The sequence below is a fragment of the Streptomyces sp. NPDC041068 genome (assembly GCF_040647455.1).
Taxonomy (GTDB): Bacteria; Actinomycetota; Actinomycetes; order Streptomycetales; family Streptomycetaceae; genus Streptomyces.
The window spans coordinates 164,070-178,237 of record NZ_JBEZCG010000004.1; the positions used below are offsets into that span (position 1 = coordinate 164,070).

Annotated in this window: 14 protein-coding genes; 10 read left to right on the forward strand and 4 right to left on the reverse strand. The window is 71.5% G+C overall.

Features of this window, described 5'->3' with window-relative positions:
* Positions 1–122 precede the first annotated feature (122 nt).
* From AB0B50_RS10640 to AB0B50_RS10660, 5 genes are all read left to right on the forward strand, one after another.
* Entirely contained in the window at positions 123–2,336 is a 2,214-nt protein-coding gene (locus tag AB0B50_RS10640; RefSeq protein ID WP_362328516.1) for an ATP-dependent DNA helicase UvrD2, read from the forward strand.
* Between the two features lie 164 nt (positions 2,337–2,500).
* Entirely contained in the window at positions 2,501–2,842 is a 342-nt protein-coding gene (locus AB0B50_RS10645; protein ID WP_362328518.1) for a hypothetical protein, read from the forward strand.
* Between the two features lie 169 nt (positions 2,843–3,011).
* Positions 3,012–3,380: a WhiB family transcriptional regulator gene (locus tag AB0B50_RS10650; RefSeq protein WP_055565619.1), complete on the forward strand. Its 369-nt coding sequence runs from the start codon at positions 3,012–3,014 to the stop codon at positions 3,378–3,380.
* Positions 3,377–3,700, forward strand: coding sequence for a hypothetical protein (locus AB0B50_RS10655; protein WP_362328520.1), 324 nt, complete (start codon positions 3,377–3,379; stop codon positions 3,698–3,700). The genes AB0B50_RS10650 and AB0B50_RS10655 overlap by 4 nt, the downstream gene beginning before the upstream one ends.
* A gap of 109 nt (positions 3,701–3,809) precedes the next feature.
* Positions 3,810–4,001 (forward strand): hypothetical protein, encoded by a 192-nt coding sequence (locus AB0B50_RS10660; protein ID WP_362328522.1) that lies wholly within the window; start codon positions 3,810–3,812, stop codon positions 3,999–4,001.
* Positions 4,002–4,064: 63 nt separating this feature from the next.
* On the opposite strand, the gene AB0B50_RS10665 is transcribed toward AB0B50_RS10660, so the two are convergent.
* Positions 4,065–5,444 (reverse strand): AarF/ABC1/UbiB kinase family protein, encoded by a 1,380-nt coding sequence (locus AB0B50_RS10665; protein ID WP_362328524.1) that lies wholly within the window; start codon positions 5,442–5,444, stop codon positions 4,065–4,067.
* Positions 5,445–5,485: 41 nt separating this feature from the next.
* On the reverse strand, positions 5,486–6,619 hold the full coding sequence (locus tag AB0B50_RS10670) for a TOMM precursor leader peptide-binding protein (protein ID WP_362328526.1): 1,134 nt from the start codon (positions 6,617–6,619) through the stop codon (positions 5,486–5,488).
* A gap of 202 nt (positions 6,620–6,821) precedes the next feature.
* On the opposite strand from AB0B50_RS10670, the gene AB0B50_RS10675 reads away from it, so the two are divergent.
* The 4 genes from AB0B50_RS10675 to AB0B50_RS10690 all read left to right on the forward strand — a co-directional run bounded on the left by AB0B50_RS10675 (position 6,822) and on the right by AB0B50_RS10690 (position 10,736).
* Positions 6,822–7,445 carry a M48 family metallopeptidase gene (locus AB0B50_RS10675; RefSeq protein ID WP_362328528.1) on the forward strand — a complete coding sequence of 208 codons (624 nt, stop codon included), beginning with the start codon at positions 6,822–6,824 and terminating at the stop codon, positions 7,443–7,445.
* A gap of 117 nt (positions 7,446–7,562) precedes the next feature.
* The gene (locus AB0B50_RS10680; RefSeq protein WP_362328530.1) at positions 7,563–9,272 is read left to right on the forward strand and encodes a TerD family protein; all 1,710 of its coding nucleotides are present in this window, start codon (positions 7,563–7,565) and stop codon (positions 9,270–9,272) included.
* A gap of 11 nt (positions 9,273–9,283) precedes the next feature.
* Positions 9,284–9,964, forward strand: coding sequence for an AIM24 family protein (locus AB0B50_RS10685; RefSeq protein WP_362328532.1), 681 nt, complete (start codon positions 9,284–9,286; stop codon positions 9,962–9,964).
* A gap of 16 nt (positions 9,965–9,980) precedes the next feature.
* On the forward strand, positions 9,981–10,736 hold the full coding sequence (locus AB0B50_RS10690) for an AIM24 family protein (protein ID WP_362328534.1): 756 nt from the start codon (positions 9,981–9,983) through the stop codon (positions 10,734–10,736).
* Positions 10,737–10,846: 110 nt separating this feature from the next.
* Here AB0B50_RS10690 and AB0B50_RS10695 read toward each other — a convergent pair whose 3' ends face one another.
* The gene (locus AB0B50_RS10695) at positions 10,847–11,371 is read right to left on the reverse strand and encodes an NUDIX hydrolase (protein WP_362328536.1); all 525 of its coding nucleotides are present in this window, start codon (positions 11,369–11,371) and stop codon (positions 10,847–10,849) included.
* Positions 11,368–12,834 carry a zinc-dependent metalloprotease gene (locus AB0B50_RS10700; protein ID WP_362328538.1) on the reverse strand — a complete coding sequence of 489 codons (1,467 nt, stop codon included), beginning with the start codon at positions 12,832–12,834 and terminating at the stop codon, positions 11,368–11,370. Before AB0B50_RS10700 ends, AB0B50_RS10695 begins: the two co-directional genes overlap by 4 nt.
* 188 nt (positions 12,835–13,022) lie before the next feature.
* On the opposite strand from AB0B50_RS10700, the gene AB0B50_RS10705 reads away from it, so the two are divergent.
* Entirely contained in the window at positions 13,023–14,135 is a 1,113-nt protein-coding gene (locus tag AB0B50_RS10705; RefSeq protein ID WP_362328540.1) for an SDR family oxidoreductase, read from the forward strand.
* Positions 14,136–14,168: the final 33 nt, after the last annotated feature.

Sequence of the window (14,168 nt, forward strand, 5' to 3'; positions counted from 1 at the left end):
TGCGTCATCGCAATGAATCGAACGTACGCGACCCGGCCACCATTCCCGCATTTGTACGACCGGCTTCGCCTCCCTGTGGACAACCGACTCATCAGCCCCCGGCGACCTGGCAGCATGGCGGGGTGACATCAGCAACGCACTCCACCCTCTTCCCGCAGGTCCCGGACTCTGCCGACGCGGTGCTCGCCGGGCTCGACCCGGAGCAGCGCGAGGTGGCCACCGCCCTGCACGGGCCGGTGTGCGTCCTCGCGGGTGCCGGCACGGGCAAGACACGGGCGATCACGCACCGGATCGCCTATGGGGTGCGCGCCGGGATCCTCCAGCCCGCCAGCGTCCTCGCCGTCACGTTCACCAACCGCGCCGCGGGCGAGATGCGCGGCCGGCTGCGCCAGCTCGGCGCCTCCGGCGTCCAGGCCCGCACCTTCCACTCCGCGGCCCTGCGCCAGCTCCAGTTCTTCTGGCCGAAGGCGGTCGGCGGGCCCCTGCCCCGCATCGTCGACCGCAAGATCAAGCTCGTCGCGGACGCGGCCGCCGCCTGCCGCATCCGCCTCGACCGCAATGAGCTGCGGGACCTGACCAGCGAGATCGAGTGGTCCAAGGTCACCCAGACGGTCCCCGCGGACTATGCGGCGGCCGCCGCCAAGTCCGGCCGCGACGTCCCGCGCGACCCCGCCGAGATCGCCCAGCTCTACGCCGCGTACGAGGACCTCAAGCGCGACCGAGCCGTCATCGACTTCGAGGACGTCCTGCTGCTCGCCGTCGGCATCCTCCAGGACCGGCACGACATCGCCGAGCAGGTCCGCGCCCAGTACCAGCACTTCGTCGTGGACGAGTACCAGGACGTGAGCCCCCTCCAGCAGCGCCTCCTGGAGCTGTGGCTCGGCGACCGCGACAGCCTCTGCGTCGTCGGCGACGCCAGCCAGACGATCTACTCCTTCACCGGCGCGACCCCCGACCACCTGCTGAACTTCCGCACCCGACACCCGGGGGCGACGGTCGTCAAACTCGTCCGTGACTACCGCTCGACCCCCCAGGTCGTCCACCTCGCCAACGGCCTGCTCTCCCAGGCCCGAGGCCGTGCCGCCGACCACCGCCTCGAGCTGATCTCCCAGCGCGAGCCCGGAGCCGAGCCGGTCTACACCGAGTACGCGGACGAGCCGGCCGAGGCGGAAGGCGCCGCCCGCCGCATCCGCGCCCTCCTCGCGGACGGCGTCCCGGCCAGCGAGATCGCGGTCCTCTTCCGCACGAACTCCCAGTCTGAGATCTACGAACAGGCACTCGCCGACGCCGGAGTGCCCTACCAGCTCCGCGGCGCCGAGCGGTTCTTCGAGCGCACCGAGGTGCGCGAGGCGGGCGCGGCCCTGCGCGGCGCGGCACGCTTCGGGGGCAACGACTCCCTGCTCGACGACGTGGTCGACCTGCCCTCCCAGGTCCGGGCCGTCCTCTCCACCAAGGGCTGGACGACCGAGCCTCCCGCGGGCTCCGGCGCGGTTCGCGACCGCTGGGAGTCCCTGGCCGCCCTGGTGCGGCTCGCGGAGGACTTCGCGCGGGCCAAGCCGGAGGCGACCCTGGCCGACCTCGTGGCCGAACTGGACGAGCGGGCGAACGCCCAGCACGCCCCCACCGTCGAAGGCGTCACGCTGGCCTCGCTGCACGCGGCCAAGGGCCTGGAGTGGGATGCCGTGTTCCTCGTCGGCCTTGCCGAGGGCATGATGCCGATCACCTACGCCAAGACGGACGAGCAGATCGAGGAGGAGCGCCGTCTCCTCTACGTGGGCGTGACCCGCGCCCGCGCCCACCTCTCCCTCTCCTGGGCCCTCTCGCGCTCGCCGGGAGGCCGTCCGGGCCGTCGGCCCACCCGCTTCCTGGACGGCCTTCGTCCTGGCTCAGGAGCGGGTTCGGCGGCCCGCGCCGCGGGCGGCGGCACCGGCGGCGTCGAGCGCGGCAGCGGCGGTGGAGAGGGCGTGGGGAGCGCGGCAGGCCGCCGCCAGCGGAAGAACCGCACCCCGGCCCGCTGCCGGGTCTGTGGCCGCACCCTGACCGATGCGGGCGAGATGAAGCTCATGCGCTGTGAGGACTGCCCGTCCGACATGGACGAAGGGCTCTACGAACGGTTGCGGGAGTGGCGATCCGGCCAGGCGAGGCAGTTGGGACAGCCCGCGTACTGCGTGTTCACGGACAAAACCTTGATCGCCATCGCGGAGGCCGTGCCCGACGACGAGGGCGAGCTGGCACGGATCCCCGGGGTCGGCGTCCGTAAGTTTCATCGCTTCGGCGCGGAGGTCCTCGCTATTTGTGCAGGTCAGGAGCGTGTAAGGGGCGCCGAGGAAGAATGATTCAAACTCGTCGAAAAAATAGTTTGCGCATGCGCCAGCAATCCCCATAGGTTCTTAAGCACGGGAACGGCGGCTTCTCAGAAGCCCTGGTCCCGTGCTGTACTTGACAGTCCGCAGGATCGGTTCCGGCCGATCCCCTAGACGCCGAGAGGAGGCGAATTCCAGTGATCAGCATCAACGAGAGCTTCATCAGCACCGCCAAAATGACCGATCGCTCGGTCGTCGCTTCCTGCCTGCTCGGCTTCTCGAACCAGGGCACCGGTCTGTCCGGCGGCATTCCCGCCAGCCGTCCGATGTCCGTCTCCCTGCCTCTCGCCGGTCTTCCCGTCCGCGAGGCCAATGGGGGCAATGAGCGACCGACCAAGGCACCGGAGGCAGCAGTAGCGGAGGCGCAGGCCCAGGCCTATGCCTTTGCGGCAGCCGGTGCCGGATTCCGGAAGCAGACGACGCAGCACCACACGATGTGGGCCTTCCGTGGGCTCGAACCCTGGAGTGATCCAGTCTGATCTCGATCAGACCGGCGCCTTCAGGGCCGCGGAACCCCACCCGGGATCCGCGGCCCTTCTGTTTTCCCCAGAACAGGGAGAACGGAGCGAAGGGGCCGACAGCAAGACCCGGTACCAGCCGCCAACCGGCCGACCCCGGCCGGCACGACCAGACGAGGAAAACACCACCGTGCAACTCGAAGCGCACGCCCCGTCCGTACCGCCTTCACAGACGCTCCCCCCGCCCGCACCCACGGAGGACCCGACCTTGACTCCCCTCACCGCGCTCACCGCGCTCGACGACGCCATCGAGAACCTCGGCGTACCCGTTCCCTGCCGTGCCTACGACCCGGAGGTCTTCTTCGCGGAGTCCCCGGCCGACGTCGAGTACGCCAAGTCCCTCTGCCGGACCTGCCCGCTCATGGAGGCCTGCCTCGCCGGCGCCAAGGAGCGGCGTGAGCCGTGGGGCGTCTGGGGCGGCGAGCTGTTCGTCCAGGGTGTCGTCGTTGCCCGCAAGCGGCCGCGTGGTCGCCCGCGCAAGAACCCGGTCGTCGCATGAGCACCGCCGGAACCATTGACCGTCCCCTGACGCACGACCCCCAGAAGCAGGCCCCGATGAAGGCAGCCACCAGCGAGCCCGCAGGCTCCGCGACCCCAGACTTCACCACCACCGGCGCGCACGTCTCGCGCCAGAACAGGACCCGTGAGATGCAACTCATCCCCGAAGCCATGGCTCGTGCGCATATGCACGAACGAATGCGTGAGGCCGAGGCTCACCGCCCGGCCGAGCGGCTGATGGCGGCCCGCCGCATGCAGCGCCGCGCGGAGCGCGCTTCGCTGCGTGCCCGGCGCGCGCTGGCCATGGCCGTCATGCAGTAAGGGCACATGCCCGAGAGCCAAAGATCCTTGCGGGGGCCGGTCCGAACGGACCGGCCCCCGCGGTGCGTTGTGCCCACCGATCCTCCCGGTGCGGCGATATGGTCGCCGGGTGGACCAGCAGAATTCCCGGCCCGCGGAGCCAGAGGATCGCGTGTGCTCCCGCTGCGGCACGGTCGCCGAAGGCGCGCCACCGACCTGGACCTGCTCCGTGGAGAACGGCACCCGCCACTACTTCTGCGAGGCCTGTGCGCGGGAGAACCTCAGAGCCATCGAAGGACGCCTCGACTCCTCCTGGTGGTGAGCCGCGCCTGAGGGCCGACCCCCTCCGTGGCTCAGGCCCCTGGTCTCTCAGGCCTCCCGTCTCTCAGGCCTCGGCCGCCGAGTCCTCCGCGGTCTCCTCCTCGGTCTCCTCCACCTCGGGCTCCTCGACGAAGCCGGGCAGCCACGCCTCCAGTTCGTCCCGCATCCGCACCGTCGCGCCCATCTGGCACAGCACTCCGATCGTGCTCAGCGTCACACGGTGTATCAGCAGATACGACGGGGGAAGGTTCAGGCGCTTGCCCAACTGGTAGGCGGGGGAGCGGGGATCGGCCACCCGGGCCGCCTGGCTGCGCATCCAGCCACGCGTGAACGTGAACTCGTCCACCAGCATGGGTTCGATGATCGGCAGCAGATAGTCGAGCACCGCGTCCGGCTCGAGATCGACGGACTCCTTGACGAAGCCCTCCTCGCAGAGCATGTCGTAGACCGCGTCGGCCTCGCCGTCCAGCGTCATCCGCAGGGCCGTCCCGATGGTCGGGGGCAGCCCGCCGGGCAGCCGGTCCACCGTGCCGAAGTCGAGGACGCCGAGGCGGTAGCCGTCCTTCTCGTCGGGCAGCAGACGGAAGTTGCCGGGGTGCGGGTCGGCGTGCAGCAGTCCGGTGCGCGCCGGACCCGAGAAGAGGAAGCGGGCCAGCAGCTGGCCTGCCCGGTCGCGCTGTTCCTGCGTACCGTCCGAGATCACTTCCGACAGGGGGGTCCCGTCGATCCACTCGGTGACCAGGACCTGATCGCTCTGGTGCACCACCTCGGGCACCACCACGTCCGGGTCGTCCGCGAACTCCTCGGCATGCGCCTGCTGGGCCTGTGCCTCCAAGGCGTAGTCGAGCTCTTCCGAGACGCGGTCGCGGAGCTCCGCTATCAGCGGCTTGATGTCCATCCCCGGAATCAGTGGCCCCAGGAGGCGGGCGAACCGGCTGAGTTGGTTCAGGTCGGACAGCAGTGCCTCGCCCGCTCCCGGGTACTGGACCTTGACCGCGACCTCGCGGCCGTCCGCCCAGACGGCCCGGTGCACCTGGCCGATCGACGCAGCCGCCGCGGGCTTGTCCTCGAACTCCAGGAAAAGATCGCGCCAGTCCTCGCCGAGGCGCTCATCGAGCACCGAGTGCACGGTCCTGGTCGGCATCGGCGGGGCCGCTTCCTGCAGCTTCGTCAGCGCCGCGCGATAGGGACCCGCGACCTCCTCCGGCAGCGCCGACTCGAAGACGGACAGCGCCTGCCCGAACTTCATGGCACCGCCCTTCAGTTCACCGAGGACCTTGAACAGTTGCTCCGCCGTGCGCTGCTGCAGCTCACGCCCGACGATCTCCGCCGACTTGCCCCCAATCCGCTTGCCGAGTCCCCAAGTCGCGCGCCCCGCGAAGCCGAGCGGCAGCGCGGCCAGTTTGGCGGTACGGGTGACCGCCTTCCGGGGAAGATCAGACATGCGCCCCTCCAAGTCCCAGACAGCCACGCCTTGTCAGGCGGTTACCCGGCCATTGTTGCGTGTGGCTCCGTGGCGGTGGTGGCCTGATCCCCCTTAACGGGCGCACCTGCACCGCATGGGCACGAGGGATGCGGCCAAACCGGGCGTGAGCGCCAGTCGAATCCGGGGACGGACGCCTCCCAACGAGCCCCCGCGCAGGGCGAGGTCGCCCCGTCCAGAAAGGCGAGGGCATGCCCCGCGGCCAGCCCGGCGACCGAGGTCGACAGGGCCAGGTCGCACGCGGGAGCGGGCCGTGCGTGTCCGGAGCGCCACTGGGCAAGCATCCGCGGCCAGGTGGGATCGCGGTCCGCGCGCTGACGGAAGAGGCAGCCCGCGCACGCGGTCGTCCCGGGCAGGACCAAGGGGCCCACCACGCCCGTCCCTTCGATCACCCCGGCGTAGAGATGAGGGATGCCCGACGCGAGGAGGTCGTCGGCCGCGGCCGGGGCGGGTGCGTACGCGTCCAGGCCGTCCCGCGGGGCGATGATCAGGAGGGAAAGACCCGCTTCGTCCTCCGGCTCCGAGGGCTTGCGCGGCGGGCGGCCGGGTGCGGACTGTCGCACGATCCGGCGCGCGGTCGTGTCCCTGCGCTCCCCGATCGACTCGGCCGGCAGCCCGCCCGGCGCGACGTCCCACGGCTCCACATGTCCGCCGTCCAGCACGTCCACCCGGCCCACGCCCGCGCCCGCGAGGACCGAGGCCACGACGGCGCCCACCCGCCCGGCGCCCTGCACCCGGACCCGCATCGCGCGCCGCGCAGCAACCTTCGCGATCGCACCGGCCGGTTCGGGGGAGAGCAACGACAGCGAGGCGAGGTCGGCCCGCAGCCGGTCCATCAGGTCGCTCCGCCCGCGCAGCGAATCGGCCGCGGGCCCGCCGCCCGTCGAGTCGTCGAGCAGGCCGGCCCGCGAGAGCTCGTCCATCAGCTTGTCCACGTGCCCCTCGGGCAGCCCCATCCGCCGCGCCTCCTCGCGCAGGAGCGGCAGCCCGCGGGTGCCGTCGAGCAGGGTCAGGAAGCTGCTCGTCGCCGTGTCCATCGGACCAAGCACCAAGGCATGCGCGGGGGCCACCCCGAACTGCACGGTGCTCAGGTCCCGCCAGCCGCGCCGCAGCGCGGGCTTCACGATCGGATGCATGGTCGTCCCCCGTCGGCCGGTCGGCGCGGCCCCGTCCGCCGCCCCGATCGACTGCCAGAATGCCCGCCTCTCCCGGCCCCCGCGTCGCGTTGTCCACAGGCGGTGGGCGTTCGTCGTACTAATCAAGCGCACGGGGAGCGGAACAGCGCCGAACCGTCCCGGAGGCGGGACTTCCCCTATGCCCAGCGGGTAACGTCGGGGCGTGCCCGCCGACCCGTCTCCTCGCGTCGCTGGGGAGACCTCAGCGCATCGCGCCGGAACTCCACAGCGCAGCACGACCAGTCCACCGCCGTCCGGCGCGCGGGCCAGCGCGGTCGAGGTCAGACGGAGCGCCCGCCGTCGCAGAACGGTCTCCGCGTACCGGGAGGGCGACCGCACCGTCGTCCTCATCCCCGCCCGCATGTCCGAGGCGGAGGAGCAGCGCTGGGTCAACGTGATGCTCGACAAGCTCGCGGCCCAGGAGAGCAAGCGGCTCCTCGGCGACGCGGAGCTCGCCGAGCGCGCCGGGCAGCTGTCCGAGCAGTACTTCGAGGGCCGGGCGAGGCCCGCCTCCGTTCGCTGGGTCACGAACCAGAACACCCGCTGGGGTTCCTGCACCCCGGCGGAGGGCAGCATCCGTCTTTCGCACCGGCTGCAGGGCATGCCGGAGTACGTCGTGGACTACGTCCTCTGCCACGAGCTCGCCCACCTCCTCGTCCCCGGCCACGGGCCCCGTTTCTGGCGTCTGCTGGAGGCGTACCCCCGTACGGAGCGGGCCAGGGGATATCTCGAAGGGGTGGTCGCGGCCGACCGGCTGCCCCATCTCCCCGCCGCGCGCGAGGAGTGAACGTCCGCCGGATCCCGCAGTTGTGTAGCGGGTCTGTACCGGCTTCGCTCGCTGTCGGACTTTGCGGTTAGCCTGACGCGACGCATTCACATTCGGGATGGGGGACGGTCGTTACGTATGGCCAGGGAATTCCAACGCGGCCACAAGGCCAAGATCAGTGACCTCACCGCGGGGACCGATCTGTACGTAGGTGTACAGATTTCCGCCCCCGGGCTGACCTTCGACATCAGCTGCTTCGGCCTGGACGCGAGCGAACGGCTCTCGGACGACCGGTACTTCATCTTCTTCAACCAGCCCAAGTCGCCCGAGGAGTCGATCCAGCTCCTGGGCGCGCAGGCGGGCGACACCGAGTCCTTCCGCGTCACGCTCGACCGCATCCCGCAGCAGATCCAGCGCCTGTCGTTCACGGCGACGATCGACGGGGCCGGCCAGATGTCGCAGGTCGCCTCCGGGTACATCCGCATCGTCGCGGGCGGCGAGGAAGTGGCGCGCTACGCCTTCAACGGCGCGGAGTTCTCCACGGAACGCGCCGTCATGCTGGGCGACTTCTACCTGAAGGACGTCTGGCGGTTCGCCGCGATCGGACAGGGCTTCGACGGCGGGCTCGACGCCCTGCTGAGGAACTTCGGCGGCGAGGTCGCCGAGGAGGAGCCCGCCGCTCCGGAGCCGCAGGCCGCGCCGTCCTTCGCGCCGCCCGCGCAGGCCTCGGCGCCGCCCGCGTTCGGCGCCCCGGCCGCCGCCGCGCCTCCCCAGGCACCCGCTCCGGCCCCGACTCCGGCACCCGCCCCGCAGGCTCCCGCCCCGGCCCCCGCGCAGAGCTTCGCCCCGCCCCAGGGCGCGACGCCGCCCCCGGCGCCCGCCGACCCGTCGGTGCACGCCGCGCAGACCATCGCTGCCCCGATCAGCCAGCCGCAGTTCGGCCAGGTGCCCGGCCAGCAGCAGGCCCCCGGCCAGACCGCCCCGCTTCCTCCCGGCTACGGCCAGCAGCCCCAGGCCCCCATGCCTCCGGGATACGGCCAGCAGCCCGCCGCGCCGATGCCTCCCGGCTACGGCCAGCAGCCCCCCGGCGGGCAGTTCCCCGGCCAGCCCCCGGCTCCGCAAGGCGTGCCGCAGGGTGCGCCGCAGGGAATGCCGCAAGGCGTGCCGCAGGGCGCCGCTCCCCAAGGCGCCGGTGTGGCCGCGGCCCTCCAGAAGTACCGCGAGGCCCCCACAGGCCAGCGTTGGACGCAGCAGAACGAGAAGCTGGTCCGCGTCGACCTGGGCGTCGCCGACCAGCCGATCCTCGCCCGCCAGGGCAGCATGGTGCTCTACCAGGGCAAGGTCGAGTTCAGCTACAAGGGCGCGGGCTTCGCGGGCCGCATCGTGGGCAACGCCACCGGCCAGGAGATGCAGCTGATGCGCTGCTCCGGCCGCGGCCAGGTCTTCCTCGCCGAGGAGGGCACCCACCTGCACCCCATCGAGCTCCAGGGGGACGCGATCTGCGTCTCCGCGGAGAACGTCCTCGCCTTCGACGAGACGCTGCAGCACGAGGTGCGCAGGATCGAGGGCCACGGCATCCCCGGCGGCGCCCTGTTCGTCATGCAGTTCCAGGGCACCGGCACGGTCGTCGTGAAGACCCACGGTCTGCCCGTCGTCCTGCCCGTCACGCCGACGACGTTCGCCGACTGCCACGCCGTGGTCGCCTGGTCGGCCGCCGCACAGGCGATCGTTTCCAGCCAGGTTCGGCTGCGCAGCAACGCGTACGCCGGCTCCACGGGGGAGAGCGTGAACCTCCAGTTCCGTGGTGCGCCCGGAAACTTCATCGTCGTCCAGCCGTACGAGGTCTGAGGGAGCCCGTCATGAATCAGCAACTCGCGGGCTTTGCCCCCGCACCCGTCGCCGCCCGCATGGAGAACCACGGGCACCACATGGTCAAGGTGGCCATGCAGACCGGCAACGACCTCCTCGCGCGCGTGGGCTCGATGGTCGCTTACGAAGGGTTCGTGCAGTACGAGCCGAATCCGCCCGCCGTCCGCCAGGTCGCGCGCGAGTGGATGACCGGCGAGGGCGCGCCCCTGATGAAGTGCTCCGGAGACGGCCTGCTCTACCTCGCCGACTACGGAGCGGACGTCGTCGTCATCAACCTGGCGGGCGACTCCCTCTCCGTGAACGGCACCAACCTGCTCGCCTTCGACGCGTCCCTCCAGTGGGGCGTCGAGCGCGTCAAGGGCATGGCCAAGTTCGCGGGCCAGGGCCTGTGGAACATCAAGATCTCCGGCCAGGGGTGGGTCGCCCTGACCTCCCGCGGCACCCCGATCGTCGTCGACTGCGGCCGTGGCGACGACGAGACGTACGTCGACCCGGACGCCCTGATCGCCTGGTCCCCGAACCTCAAGGTGAAGGGCAAGCGCAGCTTCAAGGCCGGCTCCCTCATCGGGCGCGGCAGCGGCGAGGCCTACCAAATGGGCTTCTCCGGAGAGGGCATCGTCGTCGTACAGCCCAGCGAGGACAGCACCGACCGCCTCCGAGCACGGGGCTGAGGGGGAGCAACACACCATGCAGAGCTCACTTTTCGCACACGCCGAGCAGCAGACCCAGGAGCGCTACTCCGTCCAGAACCCGCAGCTGCTGCGGGTCGCTCTGGACGGGCACGACGACGTCCTGGCCCGCAAGGGCGCGATGGTCGCCTACCAGGGTCTGATCGAGTTCGACGCCGAGTACCAGAGCCAGGGCAACCAGCGGGCCCGCGCCCACACCGGCGAGGGCCTGGACCTGATGCGCTGCCACGGCCAGGGCACGGTCTACTTCGCCAACCTCGCCCAGTACATCCACGTAGTGGATGTGGACCAGGACGGTCTGACCGTGGACAGCAGCTATGTCCTCGCGATGGACTCGTCGCTGACCCACCAGGTCATCGCCGTGGACAGCCAGTACGGGATCTCCGGCTCCGGCAAGTACCAGCTCAACATCAACGGCCGCGGCAAGGTCGCCCTGATGACGTCGGGCCAGCCGCTGATGCTCCAGGTCACCCCCGACCGGTACGTCAACGCGGACGCCGACGCGATCGTCGCCTGGTCCAACGGCCTGCGCGTGCAGATGCAGGCCCAGACCCACTCCTCGGGCGTCTGGCGGCGCCGCGGCAACACCGGTGAGGGCTGGGAGCTCAGCTTCATGGGCCAGGGCTACGCGCTCGTCCAGCCCAGCGAGATGCTGCCGCCGCAGAACGCCGTCATCGGGCGGGGCGCCGGGGCTCAGTTCGGGGTGGGCCAGCAGGGGGCTCGGGGGCAGAACCAGGGCAATGTCTGGAGCTGAGCGCTTCTCCGGGTGACGGGGTCAGGAAAGGCCGTGGGGAACTGCGGGCCGGCTGTGGCTGGTCGCGCAGTTCCCCGCGCCCCTTTCAGGGACGCACCTGATCCCAGGTGCTAAAGGCGCGCCCTCGTCGCTTCGACGAGACGCACCACCGACTCGTCCGCCACCCCCGCCACCTCGTCGTACGCGAACCAGCGCAGGTCCAGCGATTCGTCGCTGATCGCCTCGACCGCGTCTGCCGGGGCGATCGCGGCGTACTGGACGTCGAGGTGCTGCGTGCACGGACCCGGGATCGGGTGCCGGTCCAGGCGGACGGGGCCGCCGGGAAGCAGCGTCAGGCCCGGCACGCCGGACTCCTCCGTCGCCTCGCGCAGCGCGGCCGCGGCCAGCGTCGTGTCGCCCGGCTCGCAGTGGCCGCCCATCTGGAGCCACATCCGCAGCTTCTTGTGCAGGGTCAGCAGCACACGCCCGCGTGACGGGTCGACGACCAGGGCGCTCGCCGTCACATGGCCCGCGGTGCAGGGCTTCCACATGCCGGCCTCGCCGTGCTCGGACAGGTGGTCCAGGTAGGCCTGGCGCAGCTCGGCCTGGTCGTCGTACCCCTTCAGGACGAGTACGGCGTCGTCGTGCAGGCTCACTTGCCGCCGTCCTCGGTGCCCTTGTCGCCCTCGCCGTCGCTCTTGTCGTCGCTCTTGCTCTCGCCGCCCTTGGCCGCCTCGCCGAGCATCTTGTCCAGCTCGGAGAAGTCCAGCTGCTCGCGGTGGACGAAGCCGTCCGGGTCGTCCAGGTCGGAGGCCGTCGGCAGCATGTCCGGGTGCTCCCACAGGCCGTCGCGGCCGTCGACACCGCGCGCGTCCGTGAGCGAGGCCCACAGACGCGAGGCGTCCCGCAGACGGCGCGGGCGCAGCTCCAGGCCGATGAGGGTGGCGAACGTCTGCTCCGCGGGGCCGCCCGTCGCACGGCGGCGGCGCAGCGTCTCCCGGAGGGCGTCGGCCGACGACAGACGCGGCTTGGCGGCGGCGTGCACCACCGCGTCCACCCAGCCCTCGACGAGCGCGAGAGCCGTCTCCAGACGGGCCAGGGCGGCCTTCTGGGCCGGGGTGTCCTCCGGCTGGAACATGCCCTGCTGGAGCGCTTCCTGCAGCTGCTCGGGGTTCTGCGGGTCGAGCTGGCCGACGACGTCCTCCAGCTTGGCCGTGTCGACCTTGATCCCGCGGGCGTACCCCTCGACGGCGCCGAACAGGTGCGAGCGCAGCCACGGCACGTGGGCGAAGAGCCGCTGGTGGGCGGCCTCGCGCAGTGCCAGGTAGAGCCGCACCTCGTCCTTGTCGATGCCCAGGTCCTTGCCGAAGGCCTCGATGTTCACCGGGAGCAGCGCTGCCTTGCCGGACGGGCCAAGGGGCAGGCCGATGTCGGTGGAGCCGACGACCTCGCCCGCGAGCACGCCCACGGCCTGGCCGATCTGCTGGCCGAACATGGCGCCGCCCATGGAGCGCATCATGCCGATCAGCGGGCCCGCCATGGCCTGCATCTCCTCGGGCAGCACATCTCCCATGGCCAGGCCGACGCGCTCGGCGACCGGGTCGACGAGCTCCTTCCACACCGGCAGGGTCGCCTCGACCCACTCGGCGCGGCTCCACGCCACGGCCGTGCCGGACCCGGAGGGCAGCGATGTGGCGTCGTCCAGCCACAGGTCGGCCAGGCGCACGGCCTCCTCGACCGCCGAGCGCTCGGCGGGGCCGATGCTGGTGTCCTTGACGCCGTCAGGCGTGCCCTGGGAGACGGTCTGGCGGGCGATGTCCTTGGCCATGTCCCAGTTCACCGGGCCGCCCTCGTACGAGAGCATCTGGCCGAGCTGCTGGAAGGCCGCACCCAGGTCGTTCGGGTTCATCGAACCGAACATCGCGGCGAACGGATTGTCACCGCCGCCGGGGCCGCCCGCCCCGGGGAACCCGAAACCGAACGGGTTCGCGGGGCCACCGGCACCCCGCCCGCCCTGTCCCCCACTCTGTCCCTCTCCAGGGGATTCCTTCTTCTTGCCCTCGTCGCCGTCTTCCGGCTCCTCCGGCGGAAGGCCGAATCCGAACGGGGTGTCACTCACGGGATTCCTCGGCTCGTCAGGCCGCCGGTATCGTTCCGGCGGCGGCGCTACAACACCACCCAGCGTAGACACCGTGACGGGATCGGGCCTCGGTGCTTCGCCGACTCATGGCCTGCGGCAGGATGGATGCCACCTGGTACGTACGCGTCATTCGCGTACGTACTGAAGACAACCGCTGGAGACGCCCGGTGAGTTCCCCAGATCCACAGGTTCGCGCAGCGCGAAACCCCTCAACCCCGGCGCCCGTCCGTGGGCCCGTAGTCGCCGTCACCGGCGCCGCCTCAGGCGTGGGCGCGCTGCTGACCGAGCGCCTTGCCGCGTCGGAGGAGATCAAGCAGGTCATCGCCATCGACGAGCGCCGGGGCGACTGCTCCCAGGCCCAGTGGCACATCCTGGACGTGCGGGACCCGGCCATCGCCGAGAAGCTGCGCGGCGCGGACGTGGTGGTGCACCTGGCGCTCGATCTCGACCTGGAGACCGACGGTGCCGCCCGCACCGCGTACAACGTGCGCGGCACCCAGACCGTCCTGACCGCCGCGGCCGCCGCGGGCGTGCACCGCGTCGTGCTGTGCACCTCGGCGATGGTCTACGGAGCGCTGTCCGACAACGAACTGCCCCTCTCCGAAGACGCCGAACTGCGCGCGACCGCCGAGGCCACCGGGGTCGGCGACCTCCTGGAGGTCGAGCGGCTCGCCCGCCGCGCGCCCCGCGCGCACCCCGGCCTCAACGTCACCGTCGTGCGGCCCGCGACCCTGGTGGGCGGCACGGACACGGCCCTGACCCGTTACTTCGAGTCGCCGCGCCTCCTCGTGGTGGCGGGCTCGCGCCCCGCCTGGCAGTTCTGCCACGTCGAGGACCTGTGCAGCGCCCTGGAGTACGCCGTCCTGGAGAAGGTCGACGGCGAGCTGGCCGTCGGCTGCGACGGCTGGCTGGAGCAGGAGGAGGTCGAGGAGCTGAGCGGCATCCGGCGCATGGAGCTGCCCTCGACGGTCGCGCTCGGCGCCGCCGCGCGGCTGCACCGCATCGGTCTCACCCCGTCGCCGGCCGGTGACCTCGCGTACACGATGTACCCCTGGGTGGTCAGCGTCAGCAGGCTGCACGACGCCGGGTGGCGGCCGCAGTGGACCAACGAGGAGGTCCTCGCGGAGCTGCTCGAAGAGGTCTCGGGGCGGCGGACCGTGGCCGGACGCAGGCTCGGGCGCAAGGACGCGACGGCCGCGGGTGCCGCGGGCGCGACGGTCGCGCTGCTCGGCGCGGCGGCCGTGGTGCGCAGGGCGCGCAAGGCGCGGCGGCGGATCTGAGGCTCCCGGAAAGCGCGGATCAGGGGCTCCTGG

Bases quoted from the DNA above. Each gene is read 5' to 3' on its own strand.
- AB0B50_RS10655 (WP_362328520.1), top strand. From the start codon at position 3,377: ATGAGCACCGCCGGAACCATTGACCGTCCCCTGACGCACGACCCCCAG.
- AB0B50_RS10665 (WP_362328524.1), bottom strand. From the start codon at position 5,444: ATGTCTGATCTTCCCCGGAAGGCGGTCACCCGTACCGCCAAACTGGCC.
- AB0B50_RS10670 (WP_362328526.1), bottom strand. From the start codon at position 6,619: ATGCATCCGATCGTGAAGCCCGCGCTGCGGCGCGGCTGGCGGGACCTG.
- AB0B50_RS10680 (WP_362328530.1), top strand. From the start codon at position 7,563: ATGGCCAGGGAATTCCAACGCGGCCACAAGGCCAAGATCAGTGACCTC.
- AB0B50_RS10685 (WP_362328532.1), top strand. From the start codon at position 9,284: ATGAATCAGCAACTCGCGGGCTTTGCCCCCGCACCCGTCGCCGCCCGC.
- AB0B50_RS10690 (WP_362328534.1), top strand. From the start codon at position 9,981: ATGCAGAGCTCACTTTTCGCACACGCCGAGCAGCAGACCCAGGAGCGC.